The organism is Micromonospora sp. NPDC048887 (genome assembly GCF_040649715.1).
GTDB lineage: Bacteria > Actinomycetota > Actinomycetes > Mycobacteriales > Micromonosporaceae > Micromonospora.
Genome location: NZ_JBEZGA010000022.1, coordinates 75491 through 93133 on the forward strand (window position 1 = coordinate 75491; position 17643 = coordinate 93133).

The 17643-nt window shown below is 73.1% G+C and carries 16 protein-coding genes and 1 tRNA gene; 11 read left to right on the forward strand and 6 right to left on the reverse strand.

The features are described 5' to 3' along the window. Positions 1–2: 2 nt before the first annotated feature. Together mdlC and AB0C17_RS26350 are read right to left on the reverse strand one after the other, a co-directional pair. Entirely contained in the window at positions 3–1595 is a 1593-nt protein-coding gene (gene mdlC, locus AB0C17_RS26345; RefSeq protein ID WP_357387873.1) for a benzoylformate decarboxylase, read from the reverse strand. 110 nt (positions 1596–1705) lie between these two features. Beyond that, complete coding sequence (locus tag AB0C17_RS26350) at positions 1706–2506, reverse strand: S-methyl-5'-thioadenosine phosphorylase (protein WP_357480941.1); 801 nt, start codon at positions 2504–2506, stop codon at positions 1706–1708. Between the two features lie 148 nt (positions 2507–2654). Here AB0C17_RS26350 and AB0C17_RS26355 point away from each other — a divergent pair, with 148 nt between their 5' ends. Together AB0C17_RS26355 and AB0C17_RS26360 are read left to right on the forward strand one after the other, a co-directional pair. Continuing rightward, positions 2655–3245 carry a YqgE/AlgH family protein gene (locus tag AB0C17_RS26355; RefSeq protein WP_357470317.1) on the forward strand — a complete coding sequence of 197 codons (591 nt, stop codon included), beginning with the start codon at positions 2655–2657 and terminating at the stop codon, positions 3243–3245. 88 nt (positions 3246–3333) lie between these two features. After that, positions 3334–3406, forward strand: a tRNA-Ala gene (locus tag AB0C17_RS26360). A gap of 297 nt (positions 3407–3703) precedes the next feature. On the opposite strand, the gene AB0C17_RS26365 is transcribed toward AB0C17_RS26360, so the two are convergent. Further along, positions 3704–4330: a hypothetical protein gene (locus tag AB0C17_RS26365; protein WP_357480944.1), complete on the reverse strand. Its 627-nt coding sequence runs from the start codon at positions 4328–4330 to the stop codon at positions 3704–3706. A gap of 288 nt (positions 4331–4618) precedes the next feature. Here AB0C17_RS26365 and AB0C17_RS26370 point away from each other — a divergent pair, with 288 nt between their 5' ends. The 3 genes from AB0C17_RS26370 (at position 4619) to AB0C17_RS26380 (ending at position 5848) form a co-directional block, all read left to right on the forward strand. Continuing rightward, positions 4619–4873, forward strand: coding sequence for a hypothetical protein (locus AB0C17_RS26370; protein WP_030501430.1), 255 nt, complete (start codon positions 4619–4621; stop codon positions 4871–4873). Then, positions 4870–5271, forward strand: coding sequence for a type II toxin-antitoxin system VapC family toxin (locus AB0C17_RS26375; RefSeq protein WP_357387865.1), 402 nt, complete (start codon positions 4870–4872; stop codon positions 5269–5271). The genes AB0C17_RS26370 and AB0C17_RS26375 overlap by 4 nt, the downstream gene beginning before the upstream one ends. A gap of 97 nt (positions 5272–5368) precedes the next feature. Beyond that, on the forward strand, positions 5369–5848 hold the full coding sequence (locus AB0C17_RS26380) for a GNAT family N-acetyltransferase (protein ID WP_357470322.1): 480 nt from the start codon (positions 5369–5371) through the stop codon (positions 5846–5848). A gap of 4 nt (positions 5849–5852) precedes the next feature. On the opposite strand, the gene AB0C17_RS26385 is transcribed toward AB0C17_RS26380, so the two are convergent. Beyond that, positions 5853–6341, reverse strand: a complete 489-nt coding sequence (locus tag AB0C17_RS26385; protein WP_357387861.1) for an anthrone oxygenase family protein — start codon at positions 6339–6341, stop codon at positions 5853–5855. Positions 6342–6411: 70 nt separating this feature from the next. On the opposite strand from AB0C17_RS26385, the gene AB0C17_RS26390 reads away from it, so the two are divergent. Beyond that, the gene (locus tag AB0C17_RS26390) at positions 6412–7356 is read left to right on the forward strand and encodes an AraC family transcriptional regulator (RefSeq protein ID WP_357480947.1); all 945 of its coding nucleotides are present in this window, start codon (positions 6412–6414) and stop codon (positions 7354–7356) included. Continuing rightward, positions 7353–7694: a VOC family protein gene (locus tag AB0C17_RS26395; RefSeq protein WP_357387857.1), complete on the forward strand. Its 342-nt coding sequence runs from the start codon at positions 7353–7355 to the stop codon at positions 7692–7694. The genes AB0C17_RS26390 and AB0C17_RS26395 overlap by 4 nt, the downstream gene beginning before the upstream one ends. Positions 7695–7729: 35 nt before the next feature. On the opposite strand, the gene AB0C17_RS26400 is transcribed toward AB0C17_RS26395, so the two are convergent. Beyond that, positions 7730–10099, reverse strand: a complete 2370-nt coding sequence (locus AB0C17_RS26400; protein WP_357480950.1) for a DUF4153 domain-containing protein — start codon at positions 10097–10099, stop codon at positions 7730–7732. Positions 10100–10254: 155 nt separating this feature from the next. Here AB0C17_RS26400 and AB0C17_RS26405 point away from each other — a divergent pair, with 155 nt between their 5' ends. Then, the gene (locus AB0C17_RS26405) at positions 10255–11157 is read left to right on the forward strand and encodes a lytic polysaccharide monooxygenase (protein WP_357480953.1); all 903 of its coding nucleotides are present in this window, start codon (positions 10255–10257) and stop codon (positions 11155–11157) included. A 1-nt stretch (position 11158) separates the two neighbouring features. On the opposite strand, the gene mgrA is transcribed toward AB0C17_RS26405, so the two are convergent. Further along, complete coding sequence (gene mgrA / locus AB0C17_RS26410; protein WP_357470330.1) at positions 11159–12148, reverse strand: L-glyceraldehyde 3-phosphate reductase; 990 nt, start codon at positions 12146–12148, stop codon at positions 11159–11161. A gap of 57 nt (positions 12149–12205) precedes the next feature. On the opposite strand from mgrA, the gene AB0C17_RS26415 reads away from it, so the two are divergent. The 3 genes from AB0C17_RS26415 to AB0C17_RS26425 all read left to right on the forward strand — a co-directional run bounded on the left by AB0C17_RS26415 (position 12206) and on the right by AB0C17_RS26425 (position 16747). Then, the gene (locus AB0C17_RS26415; RefSeq protein ID WP_357470333.1) at positions 12206–13174 is read left to right on the forward strand and encodes an aldo/keto reductase; all 969 of its coding nucleotides are present in this window, start codon (positions 12206–12208) and stop codon (positions 13172–13174) included. A gap of 67 nt (positions 13175–13241) precedes the next feature. Then, the gene (locus AB0C17_RS26420) at positions 13242–14789 is read left to right on the forward strand and encodes a magnesium chelatase (protein WP_357480956.1); all 1548 of its coding nucleotides are present in this window, start codon (positions 13242–13244) and stop codon (positions 14787–14789) included. 2 nt (positions 14790–14791) lie between these two features. After that, on the forward strand, positions 14792–16747 hold the full coding sequence (locus AB0C17_RS26425) for a VWA domain-containing protein (protein ID WP_357480959.1): 1956 nt from the start codon (positions 14792–14794) through the stop codon (positions 16745–16747). The last annotated feature ends 896 nt before the right edge of the window (positions 16748–17643 follow it).

Here is a 17643-nt window from a genome sequence, read left to right on the forward strand (position 1 = left end):
GCTCACAGGATCCGTGGCACGTCGGTGCTGATCGCCACCGGCAGCACCGTCGGCCGGTCCGCGGCCAGCGCTGTGGCGAGCGCCGCACCGAGCCCGTCCAGGGTGGTCGCCTCACCGGCGCAGCCGTAGCCGTGCGCCACCGCCGTCACGTCGAGCCCGGGCAGGTCCAGCGCCGGCACGCCCGGAGTGTGCTTCAGCTCGGCGAACGCCTTGAGGATCGCGTACTGCCGGTTCACCGGGACCACGACGGCGAGCGGCAGGCGCAGCCGCGCCGCCGTCCACAGCGCCTGCACCGAGTAGTGGAACGAGCCGTCGCCGACCACCGCGACCACCGGGCGGCCACGCCCGGTGTCGCGTTCGGCAAGGGCCATCCCGACCGCAGCCGGCAGCCCGAACCCGAGACCGCCGCTGGCCATCGTCAGGTACGAGCGCGGCCGGTCGATCGGCAGCCGGCGGCGCAGCGCGGCCAGGTTCGACGGCGACTCCTGCACCAGCACCCCGTCCGCCGGCCACGCGTCAGCCAGCGCGGCGAACAGCGCGTCGGCGCTCGGCGGGTCGGCCGGCTCGGGCGGGGCCGGCCGCGGTCGCGGTGACGGCGCCGCCCGGCCGGTCGCCGGCAGAAGCTCGCACAGCGCGGCCATGGTCAGCCCGGCGTCGCCGAGCAGGCTCTCGCCGACCGGCGCGCGGGCCGCCTCGTCCGGGTCGTCGGTGACGTGCAGCAGCCGCGTGTCGCCGGGCAGGTAGTCGCCCGGCACGTGCGGGTAGTAGCGGAACACCGGGGCACCCACCACGAGCACCACGTCGTGGCCGCGCAGCGCCTCCGACAGCGGTCCGATCGCGTACGGCAGCACGCCCCGAAAGTGCGGATGCCGCTCGGGGAACACGGCCCGCTCCGGCGCCGGGGCGGCCCAGACCGGGGCGGCCAGGTGCTCGGCCAGCGCGACCGCCTCGGGCCAGGCGTCCGACCGGTCCACCGCCGCTCCGAGCACCAGCGCCGGGGTCCTGGCGGCGGCCAGCACGTCGGCGAAGCCCCGCAGCCGGTCCGGGTCCGGCGCGATCCGGGTGGCGACGGTGCGCACCTGCGGCGGCGGGTCGGCCGGGCGGTCCCAGTCGTCCATCGGCAGGGAGAGGAACACCGGCCCGGCCGGTGGCTGCACCGCCGAGGCGTACGCCCGCATGAAGGCCGCCGGGATGTCCTGCGCGCGGGTGGGCTCGTGCGCCCACTTGACGTACGGCTGGGCCAGCTCGACCGCCCGCGGGCTGGCCAGGCGCGGTTCGATCAGCAGCATCTCGCGGGTCTGCTGCCCGGCGCTGACGATCAGCGGGGTCCGGTTGTGCCAGGCGGTGACCAGGTTGCCCATGCCGTTGCCGGTGCCCGGCGCGGTGTGCAGGTTGACGTGCGCGGGCCGGCCGGTGCCCTGGGCGTACCCGTCGGCCATGGCGACCGCCGACGCCTCCTGGAGCGCGTGCACGTAGTGGAAGTCGTCCGGGAAGTCGGCGAGGAACGGCTCCTCGGTCGAGCCGGGGTTGCCGAAGACGGTGGTCAGGCCGAGCGCGCGCAGCAGGTCGTACGTCGCCTCCCGCACCGTCGCCATGGCCGGCCGCCTCCGTCCTCACACGCGGATGCCGGATCCGGTCCGGTGCCCAGTCTCCCGACCAGCCGAATCTATCGGGCTTAAGCCGACTTTTCGGGCGCTTCCCGCGCTCAGGGCAGCGGGAACGGCAGCGTGATCCCGTCCAGCGCGCTCCCGCACCGGCAGTCCCGCTCGGCGGGCAGCGCCGCCACGGCGTCCAGCAGCAGCCCACGCAGCCGGTCGGTGTTCTCCGCGAAGACCCGGAACACCTCCTCATGGGTGACCGACTCGCCTGCCTCGACGCCCGCGTCCAGGTCCGTCACCAGCGCGATCGACGTGTAGCAGAGCGCCAGCTCACGGGCGAGCACCGCCTCCGGGTGGCCGGTCATGTTGACGATCGTGCCGCCCATCGAGGCGAACCAGCGCGACTCCGCCCGCGTCGAGAAGCGCGGACCCTCGACCACCACGACGGTCCCGCCGTCCACCACCGGCACGCCACGCCCGGCCGCCGTGTCCAGCAGCGTGCGCCGCCCGGCCGGGCAGTACGGATCGGCGAACGACACGTGCACCGCGCCCCTGTCGTAGTAGGTCTGCGTGCGCCCGCTGGTGCGGTCGATCAACTGATCCGGCACCACGAACGTCCCCGGGCCCAGCTCCGGCCGCAGGCCGCCCACCGCGCACGGCGCCAGCACCTGGCGTACGCCCAGCGACCGCAGCGCCCACAGGTTCGCCCGGTACGGGATCAGGTGCGGCGGGTACCTGTGGTCGCGCCCGTGCCGGGGCAGGAACGCCACCCGGCGACCGCCCACCTCGGCGACCGTGATCGGGCCCGACGGTGCGCCGTACGGGGTGTCCACCACGTGCTCCACCCCGTCGAGCAGGGCGTAGAGCCCCGACCCGCCGATCACCGCCAGTTCGGCCTGCGCCGCCATTCGGCCCTCCCTCGATCCGTCGTGATCACCCGCCGTCAGACCTTAACCAGCGGGCCGGGTGCAGGCTATGGTGCGTGACATGGCGTTGACAGGGTGGACGGTCGACGGCCTCGGGCCCGTACGGGCACACGGCTGACGGGTGTCGGACATGCAGGGTGAGGGGCAGGCGATCGGTGGCCGGGCCATGGAGTCGATGACCGGACGGCTGCTGGTCGCGACACCGGGGCTCAAGGACCCGAACTTCGACCGTACGGTCGTGCTGCTCGTCGCCCACGAACCCGGCGGCGCCCTCGGGGTGGTGCTGAACCGCGCCACCGAGGTCTCGGTGGCCGACGTGCTCGGCGACTGGAGCGACCTGGCCGGCGACCCGGCGGTGCTGTTCGAGGGCGGCCCGGTGCAGCCCGACTCGGCCATCTGCCTGGCCCGCATGCGGCACCCGGTCCGCCCGGTCAAGGGCTTCCACCGCGTCTCCGGCGCGGTCGGCACCATCGACCTCTCGGTCGACCCGGAGAAGCTGCGCGAGGCCATCGGCGGCATCCGGGTGTTCGCCGGCTACTCCGGCTGGGGCGCCGGTCAGGTGGAGCGCGAGATCGAGGAGGGCTCCTGGTTCGTGTTCGACGCGCTGCCCGGCGACGCCTTCGTCGACCGGCCGGATGATCTCTGGCCGATGGTGCTGCGCCGGCAGGGCGGCATGATGGCGGCGGTGGCCCACTTCCCGCCGGACGTGGCGCTGAACTGACCCGGGTGCGGGGGACCCCGCGAGATGACCATGCCGGACGGCGTGTGTATAGTTCTCTCCGTGCCCGGGCGACCGGGGACGACCGCAAGGGGCCGTGGCGCAGCTGGTAGCGCACCACACTGGCAGTGTGGGGGTCAGGGGTTCGAGTCCCCTCGGCTCCACCCTTGGGACAACAGGTCAGCGGCCTGGTCGGATGATCATCGACCGGGTCGCTGATTGCTTTTCGCCCGACGTTCCCGCTTGTTGTCATTGCCCATTCCTCTGAGGGGCGAGGAACTGGGCACCGCAGTGACCAGTTGTCGAGGCAGCAATTGGCATGCCTGCACGACGGTCCCTGCCGACGGTTCTGAGTGCGCGCGACGGCAGGCGGGGTGGCGGTCGGTCAGCGACACCGGTAGTGCTTGGTCCTTGCTTGGAGGGCCTCTCCGGCCTCTATTCCGTGGTGCAACGGCTGGGCGCTATCCCAACAGAGTGCGGGCCCTTTGGCTCGGCCTTAAGGTCGTGACCTTGTACGGGCAGTTCCTGTCCGTCAGCAAGGTGTAGGCATTGATGGCGCGATCGGCGGCGTCCCAGGCTTGCTCGGCCGGCGACATGCCTCTGCCGCGGTTCCGGAAGAGAGCGCCGTAGAACGCGGAGCAGAACACGCCGCTCTCGTGCCAGCCGACGTTTGCGGAGGTGCCGATGTAGGTCACTTCCCCTTGTAGGCAGTCGCGCACCGCCTTCTGCCACACGCCGGTGCCGGTCCTGCAGCCGTCCGCGATGATGGCGCTCGTCGAAATCCCCTTGCTCTGTGCCGCCGCCACCTCCCCAAGATGCTCCAAGGAGATCTCGACCTCGCCGCCCGTGCTGCTGAATGTCGGCGTGATTGTGTGGTCGCCGTGCGCCATGACGTGAAGGACATCGCATGACGCGGTGAATGCGGACAACACCGTGCTGGGATCTCGGGACCGAACGAAGTCGATGTCGACGACGGGTTCGTCGCACCCGGCGTTGATGTTCTGAAGCGTCGACTGCACGAAGGTCATCGCCGCGTCGAACGATGAATCCAGGCCGAGGTCCAGCAGGCTTACTCGTCTGCGCTTCATATGGCCCTCCCCATATCGCGGCTGCGATGCGAAAGGACTGACTTTATGTTCCCGTGCTCGCCGTGTCGTTCGGATGAGTGTCCGCTCGGCACTCGCCCTTCGGCGGGCATCGATATCCGATGGGTTGAACGATCAGCGGGAGGGGCCGAGCGTGTAACGAGGACTTGAGCGGGCCGGCGAGCCACTCCCGCCAGCGATGGAGGGCTCCATGCGAGCGAAACGCTCTGGTGGGAGCACAGCCTCGCAGGACTCTGCTGTGCAGGCCCCTTCTGCATGCATAATGAATGCATGGTTGCTCTTCAGATCCGCGACGTGCCGGAAGAGGTGCGAGATGCCCTGGCGGCGCAGGCAAAGGCGCGCGGGCAGTCGCTCCAGACGTACCTGCTGGAACTGGTGGAGACGCAGGCTCGACGGCTGCGAAACACAGCCGCCCTCGATCGCTTCGCCGGTCGATCGGACGGCGCTCGCTCCCTGCCGGGCGAGAGTGCCGCCGAGCTGAACGACCAGCGGGAGCAGCGCGGGCCGCAGGGGAGCGCCGCGTGATAGTGGTGGATGCGTCGGTGCTGGCCGACGCCCTGATCGACGACGGTCCGATCGGGGATGCGGCGCGAGCGGAACTGACCGGAGATCCACACTGGGCCGCGCCGAGCCATCTGCTGGTCGAGGTCATGTCCGTGATCAGGGGCAAGGTGCTCGGTGGGAGGCTCGGCCCTGCCCGGGCGCAGGAGGCGATCGACATCCTGCCCTCGCTGGTCATCGACGAGGTAGGCGTCGCAGCGCTGTTGGACCGGATGTGGCAGTTGCGGGGCAACGTGTCGGCGTACGACGCGGCCTACGTCGCCGCGGCGGAGCTGCTGGCCTGCCCCCTGGTCACCGGTGACGGACGGCTCGCGAAGGCCGGCGGCGTGCGCTGCGAGGTCCGACTGCTCGCGGCGTCCTGACGGCAGCAGTCTCGGCCCGAAAGTCGGATCATCAGGCGGTGCCTCCGGGGGATGATCATGAGCGTCCACCCGTGATTCGACCGTGAGGGAGAGCACCGTGAACGACGCCATCCGCATCCGCCAGGCCGGCCCGGACGACGCGGCTGCGGTGGACGCCCTGGTCCGGGAGATCGCGGCCCACGAGGGGGAGAGCGAGCACGTCGGCGCGACCCCCGATCGATGGCGCGAGGTGCTCGGCCGCGCCGACGTGACGGTCCTGCTGGCCGAGCGGAACCGTGAGACGCTCGGCTACGTCTCCGCGCAGCGGCGCCTGCACATGTGGAGCGGTGAGGACATCGTCGCGCTCGACGACCTGTTCGTCCGTGCCGAGGCCCGGGACGGTGGTGTGGGCCGACGGCTGATGACCGCGCTGGCCGAGCGGGCCGCCGTCGACCGGCTCGTCATCCGGTGGGAGGTGAAGCCGGAGAACGAGGCGGCGCAGCGGTTCTACCGCCGGCTCGGCGGCATGCTCTTCCCGAAGGTGGTCGTCCGCTGGCTGCCCGAGAGCTACCTGCCGCTGATCGAAGACCCGCGGTAGCAGTTCAACCGGCCGCCGGGCCCGCAAGCGCCAGCGCCCAGCACAGCGCGCCGAACCCGGCCGTGCTCGCCAGCGTCCGGACCACGTTCCAGGTGACCCAGGCGGACTCGAAGCGCTCCCGCGCCACACCGGGATCCGCCGCCCCGGCCGCCGCGAGCGCGTCGTTGAGCGGCACGTTCACCGCCACGGTGACGGCGAACATCACCAGGTAGAGCGCCAGCCCGGCGACGATCCACGGCAGCGCCGGCCGGGCCGCACCCCGCCACGCCAGCACCGCCGCGAGCGCGGCCAGCACCGGCGTGCCCAGGAAGGCAAGCAGGAACCAGCCGTTGACGATGGTGACGTTGACGCGCTGCATGGCGTCCACGAACGTGCGGTCGTCCGCGCCGCGCAGCGCCGGCATCACGGCGTACGCGAACGCGGCGAACAGGCCCGCCATCAGCCCGGCCCCGACTGTGGCACCGACCAGCGTCAGTTGTTGTACGAGTCGCATGTCCTCATCGAACCGCCGCGCGGTGAGACGGCCCATGGTCAGGACGCGCGACCCTGTGTTCAATCGTCTCGTGGACGCCGTCTCCGGCCTGCTCGACGGTCCCCGGGCGCGGGGCGCCTTCCTGCTGCGCTCGATCCTCACCCCGCCCTGGTCGATGCTGATCCGGGACGAGGCACCGCTCACGCTGGTCGCCGTGGTGCGCGGGGACGCCTGGATCGTGCCCGAGGAGGGGGAGGCCGCGCGGCTCGGCGACGGTGACGTGGCGATCGTGCGCGGCCCGGCCCCGTACACGGTGGCGGACGACCCGGCGACGGTGCCGCAGGTGGTCGTGCACCCGGGGCAGCGCTGCACCACACCGGACGGGCGCGAGCTGTTCGCGATGACGCGCTGGGGCGTACGCACCTGGGGCAACGGGCCGGACGGCCGGACCGTGCTGCTCACCGGCACGTACCCGGTGCGGGGCACTGTCGGGCGGCGGCTGCTGGACGCGCTGCCGCAGCTCGCGGTGGTCCGGCGCGAGTCCTGGGACACGCCCCTGGTGCCGCTGCTGGCCGCCGAGATCGTCAAGGACGACCCCGGCCAGGAGGCGGTCCTCGACCGCCTGCTCGACCTGCTGCTCATCGCCGCGCTGCGGGAGTGGTTCGCCCGGCCCGGCGCCGCCGCGCCCGCCTGGTACCGGGCGTACGCCGATCCGGTGGTCGGCCGCGCGCTGCGGATGCTGCACCACGAGCCGGCCCGGCCGTGGACGGTGGCGTCGCTCGCCGCCGAGGTGGGGATGTCCCGGGCGGCGCTGGCCCGGCGCTTCACCGCGCTGGTCGGCGAGCCGCCCATGTCGTACCTGACAGGCTGGCGGCTGGCGCTCGCGGCCGACCTGCTCCGCGAGCCCGGCGCCACAGTCGGCGCGGTGGCCCGCCGGGTCGGCTACGGCAGCTCGTTCGCCCTGAGTACGGCGTTCAAGCGCCGGTACGGCGTGAGCCCGCGCCGGCACGTCGCCCCGGCTAGATTGGCCGGATGACTGTCGACCTGTTCGCCGGCGTCCCGATCAGTGATCTCGCCATGTCGACGGCCTGGTACGAGCGACTGCTTGGCGACCCGCCGCAGTTCCTGCCCAACGACCACGAAGCGGTGTGGGAGCTGGCGGAGCACCGCTACCTCTACATTGAGGTGCGGCCCGGCCACGCCGGTCACGCCATGCAGACGATCTTCGTCGAAGACTTCGACTCCCGTGTCGCGGCGATCGCCGCCCGCGGGCTGGAGCCGGCCGCGCGGGAGACCTACGACAACGGCGTCCGCAAGGTGATCTTCCACGACCCGGACGGCAACGAGATCGGCTTCGGCGGCGCCCCGGCCTGACCGGGCCGCGGTGATCCGCGGCCCGGCCGGCGAGGTCAGCGGGGGCGTCGCGTCTTCGGCAGGTCGAACTGGTCGGCCCGGCGGCAGTCCTTCTGGCCGCCGATCGCCTGCGGGCCGACCTTCTCCAGCGCCTTCCGGGCGCGCTGGCGGCCCAGGTTCCAGGCGTACCAGGGGTCCGGCTCGGCGAGGTCGTCGGCGATCCAGCTCAGCGTGCACCGGCGTACCGGATCGGGGAGCTTGGCGAGCGCCGGCGTGGCGTCGGCGGACAGCGCCCGCAGGTACCACGCGTCGATCTTGCCGGTCTGCTCGTAGCGCAGCGTGTTGCGGCGGGCGACGTAGTCCTCGGGGTTGAGCACGGCCAGGCCGAGCAGCATCGCCACAGCCAGCGCGAGCGTGGTGCCGGGAATCCACCGGCCCCGCCACCGCACGCCCGCCGCGAGGATCATCAGGAACACCGTGCCGAGCAGCATCTCGAAGGCCATCACGAAGATCCGCTCGCCGGTGAAGCTGTAGACCTTCTGGTACGTCCACATGCGGGACAGCGCCGACGCCACGATCACCACGCTCAGCGCGCTGATCAGCCCGAGCAGGACGCGCAGCAGGAGCCGCTCGACCGGCTGCTCCCGGCGTGCCCAGCGGCTCACCCCGCCCAGCACCACCACGGTCAGCAGCGTGACGAACAGCAGCTGCCAGAAACCGCTGCGCGCGTACTCGGCGTAGCTGAGACCGGCCACCCGCTGCACGTGCCGCTGCCCGCCGAAGAGCGTGGTGAACTGCACCACCACGAACCCGGCGAACAGCAGCGTGAGCGCGCCGATGGCCGGGGCCCACTCCAGCAGGCCGAGACGGCGCTCACCCGCGCGATCCACGGTGGACAGGTCGGGCGGCGCGGCGAGCGTGTAGAGCGCGGCCACGGCGATCAGCCCGCCCACCACTGCGAGGAACAGCCAGCCGAACACCGTACCGATGTTGATCTCGGGAACGAGCGAGCCGAGCGCCTCGGAGAACGCCGCGTCGGCCGACGCGAGCAGGCTGCCGAAGACCAGGAGCACCACGACCGTGGCGACGACCGAGACGGTCACCTTGCGCACCGTCGCCTCCTGCGGCGAGGCGGTGACGTGCCGGCGTACCCAGGGCAGGCCCCGCAACGCCGCGAACGGCGTGGCCACCAGGCCGAACAGGATCGAGCGCACCAGCCGGCCGCCGATGATCGCGAGCGTGGCGCAGCCGAGCGCGCCGAGCACACAGAACGTCACCAGCCACCAGGCGTTGCGGAACGCCGGTACGGCGATCAGGGCCAGGGCGGCCACCGCCCACCCGGCCCGGATGAGCTTGTCGGCGCGCGGCAGATCCGTGGTCCTGGACCGGACCGCCAGCCCCACCGCGAGCGTGAGCGTGAGCCACCCCAGGAACCAGCCGACGCCGACGCGGCCCAGCGGCACGAAGACCGCGCTGCCGATCGCGGCGGCCAGCACCGCGAGCGGCACGGCCCGCCCGGTCGCCGCCTTCGGGCCGGGCCAGCGCGCGCCGAGGAACGAGGTCCGTGGCACCGGCGGGCGCGGCGCCCACACCGGCGCCTGCGGGTGCCCACCCCACGCCATGCCGGGGTGCGGCGGCGCGGGCGTCGGCCCAACGCCGGGTGGAGGCGGCGTACCCGGAGCGCGCGGCGCACCCGGCGCGGGCGACGGCCCGGAGGCCGACTGCGTCCCCGGCGCCACCCATGACCCGGATGCCGGCTGCGTGCCCGGGGGAGCAGCAGGCGTTTGCGAGGCTCCCGGCGGGCCGGAGGTCGCGGGCGTGGCCGTCTGCGGAGCGCCATCTCCGGGAATCGCGCCGGCCTCACCGGAGCCGGTCGTGGCCGCCTCCGCTGCGGCGGCGCCTGCGACGGACGGCTTCGAGTCGGCCGCCTGGGTGCCGGCCGACGCCGCCGGGGCGGCATCCGGCGTGGACGATGCCGCGTCGCCGGTGGCCGAGGACGTTCCGCCCGCCTGCTCCCGGCGAGCGGCCGGAACGGCGTCCGGTGGGGCGGCGACAGGCTCTTCGCCCGCCGGCCGGTCGGCCAGTGCGGCGGCAGGGGCGACGCCCTCCACGGGGGAGCGCTCGGCGGCGGGCGCGGTGGCCTGGGCGGGCACCGCCGCCGCAGGCTGGCCGGTCGCCGTCGGCTGGCCGATCGCGGGGACCAGCGGGAGGAACAAGGCGTACCCCTGGGTGCCGGGCGGCACGCTGACCGGAATGGCCCAGCCGGGCTGCCCCTCGGCGCCGGGCCAGGGCACCGGCGGGGGAGCACCCTCCACTGTGGGCAGGACCAGCAGGTACGGCTGCGCGGTGGCGGGGACGTCGCCCGGGGCGGGGCCGGCCGCGGGGGCGGCGCGGGACGGCTCGGGGGACGGTGCCGGCTCGGTCAAGGGGCGCTCCTCGATCACAGGGTTTCGTCACTGTAGGACCCCTACGGCGTCCGCCGCCGTCCCGGTTGTCCGTTCGGTCACGTTGCCCCGGCCGATCGGCGCGGATCGAACCTTTGGCGGCTCGTGGCCGTACCAGTGCGCGGGAGGTCGATCACATGGCCGCACGTCGCGCGCTCGCCGCGCTCGCCGCCGTCGCCGCGACGGTGCCGCTGACCGCCGCGCCGGCCGCGGCGCACGGTGCGCCGACCAGCCCGCTGAGCCGGGCCGCCGCGTGCGGGCCGGAGGGCGGTCGGGCGAAGACGCCCGCCTGCCGGGCGGCGGTCGCCGCCGGAGCGGCGGTACGCGAGTGGGACAACATCCGGGTGGCCCGGATCGACGGGCGGGACCGGGAACGCATCCCGGACGGGGAGCTGTGCAGCGGCGGGCTGTCCGCGTACCGGGGACTGGACCTGCCGCGCGCCGACTGGCCGGCCACCACGTTGACCGCCGGGGCGTCGCACACGTTCCGCTACCGCACCACCATCCCGCACCGGGGCACGTTCCGGTACTACGTCACCACCGGCTCGTACTCACCGAAGCGCGTGCTGACCTGGGCGGACCTGGAGAAGAAGCCGTTCCTTCAGGTCACCGACCCGCCGATCCGCTCGGGCGCGTACGAGATGCGGGGGCGGCTGCCCGCCGAGCGGACCGGCCGGCACATCGTCTACGTCATCTGGCAGAACTCGGACACCCAGGACACGTACTACTCCTGCTCGGACGTGATCCTCCGGGCGGCACGCGGTGAGCCGGACGCGCCGCCGGCAGCGCCGCAGGCGAGCGCGTCACCTCCGCGTACCCTCGCCGGAGCGGCGACCGGCGACGAGCCGGCGGTGCCGGTCGCGGCGGTGACCGACGACGGACCGCTGTCCCGGCCGTTGCTCGTCGGCGCGGCGGCGCTCGTCGTCGCGCTGCTCGCGGCGGCAGTGGTCGGGATGCGACTGAGCCGGACCGGCGGGCCGCCGCCCGGGCGGCCGTGCGGTGTCCGCAACCACCGCGCCGGGCGGCGCCGGATCTGGTGACTCAGCCCAGCACCGCCCTGATCGCGGCCAGGTCGTCACCGTCCAGGTCGAGGTCCTCCAGCGCGGCGACGTTGCCCTCCAGCTGCGCCACGCTGCTCGCGCCGATGATGAGGCTGGTCATGCGCGGGTCGCGCAGCGCCCAGGCCAGGGCGAGCTGCGCGAGGGTCTGCCCGCGCCGCCGCGCCACCGCCGCGAGCCCGCGGACCGTCGCCATCGTCTGGTCGTCGAGGTCGCTCTCGTCCAGGAAGACGCTCGTGCGCACCCGGGAGTCGGCCGGGATGCCGTCCAGGTAACGGTCGGTGAGCAGGCCCTGGGCGAGCGGGCTGTACGCGACGCAGCCGGCACCGACGCGCTCCAGCGTGTCCAGCAGGCCGTCGCGCTCGGTCCAGCGGTTCATCATCGAGTACGACGGCTGGTTGATCACCAGCGGCGTGCCCAGGTCGCGCAGGATCGCGGCGGCCCGCTCGGTCTGCTCCGAGTCGTAGTTGGAGATGCCCACGTAGAGCGCCTTGCCGGAGCGGACGATCGCGTCGAGCGCGCCCATCGTCTCCTCCAGCGGGGTCCCCGGGTCGAACCGGTGCGAGTAGAAGATGTCGACATAGTCCACCCCGAGGCGGCGCAGCGACTGGTCCAGCGAGGAGATCAGGTACTTGCGCGAGCCCCACTCGCCGTACGGGCCGGGCCACATCAGGTAGCCCGCCTTGCTGGAGATCACCAGCTCGTCCCGGTACGGCTTCAGGTCGGTGGCGAGCAGCCGGCCGAAGTTCTCCTCCGCCGAACCGGGCGGCGGGCCGTAGTTGTTCGCCAGGTCGAAGTGGGTGATGCCGAGGTCGAAGGCGCGGCGGACGATGTCGCGCTGCCGCTCGAAGGGGCGGTCCGGTCCGAAGTTGTGCCACAGGCCGAGGGAGATGACGGGTAGCTTCAGCCCGCTCCGGCCGCTGCGCCGGTAGATCATCTCGTGGTAACGGTCGTCGCTGGCGAGGTATGTCACGAGGTCATTCTGTCGCCGTGGGAGTGTGGCCGCAGCGGCGCGGGTACGTTCGGCCTCATGCGTTACGTGCCGCTCGACACCCCCAAGCCCATTTCCAAGATCGGCCTCGGTACCTGGCAGTTCGGCTCCAAGGAGTGGGGCTACGGCCCGGAGTACGAGCGCCGCGCCGCCGAGATCGTCCGGCGGGCGCTCGACCTGGGCGTCACGCTGTTCGACACCGCCGAGCTGTACGGCTTCGGCCGCAGCGAGCGCATCCTCGGCGAGGCGCTGGGCGAGGACCGGGCCAAGGTCGTGGTCGCCACCAAGATCTTCCCGCTGCTGCCGGTCGCCCCCGTGGTGCAGCAGCGCGCTGTCGCCTCCGCCGCCCGGCTCGGCGTCGACGGCATCGACCTCTACCAGGTCCACCAGGCCAACCCGGTGGTCGCCGACACCACCACCATGCGCGGCATGCGCGCGCTGCAGGACGTCGGGCTGGTCGGCGAGGTCGGCGTCAGCAACTACGGCCTGCGCCGGTGGCGGTTCGCCGAGGCCGCGCTGGGCCGCCGGGTGCTGAGCAACCAGGTCCGCTACAGCATGATCGACCGCGGCCCCGAGGAAGACCTCATCCCGTACGCGGAGCAGGCCGGCCGGATCGTCATCGCGTACTCCCCGCTGGCGCAGGGTTTCCTCTCCGGCCGCTACGACGCCACGAACCCGCCGGCCGGGGCGGTACGCCGGGCCAACCCGTACTTCCTGCCGGAGAACCTGGAACGCGGCACCGCGCTGATCGCCACGCTGCGTGAGGTCGCCGACGCGCACGACGCCACGCCGAGCCAGATCGCGCTCGCGTACGTGCTGCGGCACCCCAACGTGGTGGCCATCCCGGGCGCCTCCGGGGTCGAGCAGATGGAACGCAACGCGGCCGCCGCCGAGATCGACCTCGCCGACGACGAGTACGCCGCCCTGGTCGCCGCCGCGCACGCGTTCCGCCCGGTCACCGGGCTGGCCGCCGTGCCCCGGATGGTCCGCGCCCGGCTCGGCAGGTGAGCGTTCCGGTGGCCTCCCCTGTCGCGACATCGACGACGGAGGCCGCCGGCCGCCGGAGCGCGCTAGCGTGGATCGGGTGACCGCTCCCAATCAGGTTTCCCCGGTCCCGCCCGCCGACCTGCCGAGCACGCTCGGCGAGCTGCGCGCCGCCGGCCACCGTTACCGCACGGTCAAACAGGAACTCCGAGACAACCTCCTCGCCCGGATGGGCTCCGGCGAGGACCGCTTCCCCGGCATCGTGGGCTACGAGGACACGGTCCTGCCCGAGGTCGAGCGCGCGCTGCTCGCCGGGCACGACATGGTGCTGCTCGGCGAGCGCGGGCAGGGCAAGACCCGGCTGATCCGCTCGCTCGGCGCGCTGCTTGACGAGTGGACCCCAGTGATTCCCGGCTCGGTGCTGAACGAGCACCCGATGCACCCGCTCACCCCCGCGTCCCAGGCGCTCGTCGCCTCGGCCGGCGAGGACCTGGCGATCACCTGGCTGCACCGCTCGATGCGGTACGGCGAGAAGCTCGCCACGCCGGACACCAGCGTCGGTGACCTGATCGGCGACGTCGACCCGATCCGCCTCGCCCAGGGCCGTACGCTCGGCGACCCGGAGACCATCCACTTCGGGCTCGTACCGCGCACCAACCGGGGCGTCTTCGCCGTCAACGAGCTGCCCGACCTGGCCGAACGCATCCAGGTGGCGTTGCTCAACGTGCTTGAGGAGCGCGACATCCAGGTGCGCGGCTACCAGCTGCGGCTGCCGCTGGACCTGCTGCTGGTGGCCAGCGCCAACCCGGAGGACTACACCAACCGGGGCCGGATCATCACGCCGCTCAAGGACCGGTTCGGCGCCGAGATCCGTACCCACTACCCGCTCGACCTCGACCTGGAGCTGGCGTTGATCCGGCAGGAGGCAGACCTGGTCGCCGTCGTGCCGGAGCACGTGCTGGAAGTGCTCGCCCGGTTCGCCCGCGACGTACGGGAGTCCCCGTCGGTGGACCCGCGCTCCGGAGTGTCCGCCCGGTTCGCCATCGCCGCCGCCGAGACCGTCGCGGCCGCCGCGTTGCGCCGTTCCGGTCTGCTGGCTGGTGCTGGTGCTGGTGCTGGTGCTGGTGCTGGTGCTGGTGCCGGTGCTGGTGCCGGTGCCGGTGCCTCTGCCGTCGCCTCGGCTTCGGCCGGCGCCGGGTCGGCGTCCCGGCCGGAGGCGCCGGTGGCCCGGATCGGGGACACCGTGTCGGTGACCTCCACGCTGCGCGGCAAGGTCGAGTTCGAGAGCGGCGAGGAGGGACGCGAGATCGAGGTGCTCGCGCACCTGCTGCGTACCGCCACCGCCGAGACGTTCCGCGCCCGGCTCGCCGGGCTCGACCTGTCCGGCTTCACCGCGCTGGTCGCCGAGGGCGGCGCCGTCGAGACCGGCGAGCTGGTCTCCTCGGCCGAGCTGCTGCGCCAGGTCGGCACCGTACCGGGGCTCGCCAAGGTGCTCGACCGGCTCGGCCTCGGCGACGCGCCCAGCCCGGAGGAGGCCGCCGCCGGCATCGAGTTCGTGCTGGAAGGGCTGCACCTGACCCGCCGGCTCGGCAAGGACGTCACCGACTCCGGGCGCACCGTCTACGGGGACCGGGACTGACGATGGCCGGCGGCAACCGCTTCCGGTACGGGCAGTGGCGCGGCGGACCCGATCCGCTCGCCCCGCCGTACGACGTGCGCGCCGCGGTGGACGCGGTCGGCTCGGACGTGCTGGCCGGCGGCAGCCTGCGCGAATCGCTGCGCGAGCTGCTGCGGCGCGGTCCGCAGGGGCGCGGCGGGCTGGACGACCTGGCTGCCCGGGCCCGCCGCCTGCGCCGGGAGGCGCTGCGCCGGGGCGACCTGGACGGCGCTGTCACCCGGGCCCGGGCCCTGCTCGACCAGGCGCTCGCCGCCGAACGCGACGAGCTGCGCGGCCGCGACGGCGACGACGCCCGGTTCGCCGAGGCCGTGCTCGACAACCTGCCCCGCTCCACCGCCCGCGCGGTGTCGGAGCTCTCCGGGTACGACTGGGCGAGCGCCGAGGCGCGGCAGACGTACCAGCGGATCCTCGACGGGCTGCGCGGCGACGTGCTGGAGCAGCGCTTCGCCGGGCTGCGCGACGCGGCCCGGGCCACCGCCGACCCGGCCGTCCAGCGGCAGCTCGCCGAGATGATGCGCGACCTCAACGACCTGCTCGCCCGGCACGCCCGCTCCGAGGACACCACAGACGCGTTCGCCGAGTTCATGCGCCGGCACGGCGAGTTCTTCCCGGAACGGCCCACTGACGTCGACGAGCTGATCGACGTACTGGCCCGGCGGGCCGCCGCCGGGGAACGGCTGATGCGGTCGCTGTCGGACCGGCAGCGCGAGGAACTGGCCGGGCTGATGCGCCAGTCGCTCGGCGACCGGCTGTCCGGTGAGCTGTCCCAACTCGACGCCCACCTCCGGTCGCTGCGACCGGACCTGAACTGGCAGCGCGGCGAGCGGGTCCGCGGCGACCAGCCGCTCGGCTACGGCGAGGCCACCGGCGCGCTGGACGAGATCGCCGAACTCGACGAGCTGCTGGACTCCCTCGACCAGGACCAGCCCGGCGCCACACTCGACGACGTCGACGTGGAGGCGGTCGCCCGCACGCTGGGTCGCGACGCCGCCGACGACGTACGCCGGTTGCAGGAACTGGAACGCGAACTGCGCCGCCAGGGCTGGGTCACCCGCGACGCGGAAGGGCTGACGCTCAGCCCGAAGGCGCTGCGCCGCCTCGCGAGCACCGCGCTGCGGCGCGTCTTCTCCGACCTGACCGCCGGCCCGCGCGGCCAGCACGACCTGCGCACCGCGGGCGCCGCCGGCGAGGTCAGCGGGGCATCACGCCCCTGGGAGTACGGCGACGAGCAGCCGCTCGACGTGGTGCGCACGCTCACCCGGGCGGTACGACGGGTCGGCCCCGGAGTGCCGGTGCCGCTCGCGGTCGACGACTTCGAGGTGGTGGAGACCGAACGGCGGGCGTCGGCGGCGGTGGTGCTCTGCGTCGACCTGTCGTACTCGATGATCTCGCAGGGCCGCTGGGGTCCGATGAAGCAGACCGCGCTGGCCCTGTCACACCTGATGGCCACCCGGTTCCCGCAGGACGCGCTGCAGATCGTCGGCTTCGGCCGGGAGGCGATGCCGCTCACCCAGCAGGAGCTGGCGGCGGTCGAACCGGACATGCAGCAGGGCACCAACCTCCAGCACGCGCTGCGGATCGCCGGGCGGCACCTGCGGCGCCATCCGGGTGCCGAGCCGGTGGTGCTGGTCGTCACCGACGGCGAGCCGACAGCGCACCTGGACCCGGAGGACGGCGAGGCGTACTTCCACTGGCCGCCGCTGCCCGAGACCATCTCGGCGACGATCCGGGAGGTGGACCGGCTGACCCGGTACGGTGCCACGCTCAACCTGTTCATGCTGGGTGACGACCCGGGACTGCGGCGGTTCGTGGACGCGGTGGCGCGGCGTTCGGGCGGCCGGATGTTCACCCCGGACCTGGACGACCTGGGCGAATACGTGGTCTCCGACTACCTGCGCGCCCGCCACGGCCGCCGCTGACTCAGACCTACCGCCCGCCCTCCCTCCCGCCCGCCTCCCGCCCGCGTCGATCTTGGAGTTGTGGTGCCACAGGATGCCCTGGTCTGACACCTTTCGCGAGGTGCCACAACTCCAAGATCGGCAGCTGTTCCGGCGTGCCCGTCCGCGATCTTGCACTTTGGTGCCCCGCAAACCTCGCAAATAGGGCAAAGGGCGGGCACAAAGTGCAAGATCGCGCAGGCGACGCCGCGATTGCTGCGCACCCCTCACGTGTCCGGCCCGTTCGAGTCGTCCCCCCATCCCCGACGGCCCCTGGTCTTCGCAGCCCAGCGGCACGGATCGCCCCCAGTGCGGTCGATCATGAGGTTGGCAACGGCAAACCGGACACCGGCCGCCGTCAACCTCATGATCGACCACGCAAGGTGGGGCCGGGGTGGTTCAGGGGGGGGGTGATCAAGGAGTTTGTGTCCTCGTCGGCGCAGAAAGCTGCCGCAAACTCCTTGATCACGGGTGGCAGGGCGCGGTGCTGGGGGCGGGGCTGGGGGTTTGGGGTGGGTGTCTGGTTCGGGGGTGGTGGGCGGCACTCTGGGGGTGGAATCGTCGGCGGGTCGGTGGCGTTGTAACCGGGTGAACGACCGAGCGCGGCTTGCCCCAGGCGGGGCGGGTCCCGGGGAATCTCGCCGGGCCGCCACGCGTTGAGCACGGTTCTGGCGGCGTGAGTCGTTGGGAATCATCCCGGCAGGCACGTCGTTGAGCACGGTTCCGGTGGCGTGCACCTGCTATCCACGGTGCGTGAGACGTCCTCGGGAATCATCCCGGGCCGCCGGTCGTTGGACATGGTTCCGGCGCCGCGACGTGGCACCCCCTGCCCCGCGAGCAGCCGGATCCCCCGAGACTTTTTGAGCGCCTGACGGTGC

Coding starts and splice junctions, on each gene's coding strand:
- mdlC (WP_357387873.1), bottom strand. CDS start 1,595: ATGGCGACGGTGCGGGAGGCGACGTACGACCTGCTGCGCGCGCTCGGC.
- AB0C17_RS26350 (WP_357480941.1), bottom strand. CDS start 2,506: ATGGCGGCGCAGGCCGAACTGGCGGTGATCGGCGGGTCGGGGCTCTAC.
- AB0C17_RS26355 (WP_357470317.1), top strand. CDS start 2,655: ATGCAGGGTGAGGGGCAGGCGATCGGTGGCCGGGCCATGGAGTCGATG.
- AB0C17_RS26365 (WP_357480944.1), bottom strand. CDS start 4,330: ATGAAGCGCAGACGAGTAAGCCTGCTGGACCTCGGCCTGGATTCATCG.
- AB0C17_RS26370 (WP_030501430.1), top strand. CDS start 4,619: ATGGTTGCTCTTCAGATCCGCGACGTGCCGGAAGAGGTGCGAGATGCC.
- AB0C17_RS26385 (WP_357387861.1), bottom strand. CDS start 6,341: ATGCGACTCGTACAACAACTGACGCTGGTCGGTGCCACAGTCGGGGCC.
- AB0C17_RS26395 (WP_357387857.1), top strand. CDS start 7,353: ATGACTGTCGACCTGTTCGCCGGCGTCCCGATCAGTGATCTCGCCATG.
- AB0C17_RS26405 (WP_357480953.1), top strand. CDS start 10,255: ATGGCCGCACGTCGCGCGCTCGCCGCGCTCGCCGCCGTCGCCGCGACG.
- AB0C17_RS26415 (WP_357470333.1), top strand. CDS start 12,206: ATGCGTTACGTGCCGCTCGACACCCCCAAGCCCATTTCCAAGATCGGC.
- AB0C17_RS26425 (WP_357480959.1), top strand. CDS start 14,792: ATGGCCGGCGGCAACCGCTTCCGGTACGGGCAGTGGCGCGGCGGACCC.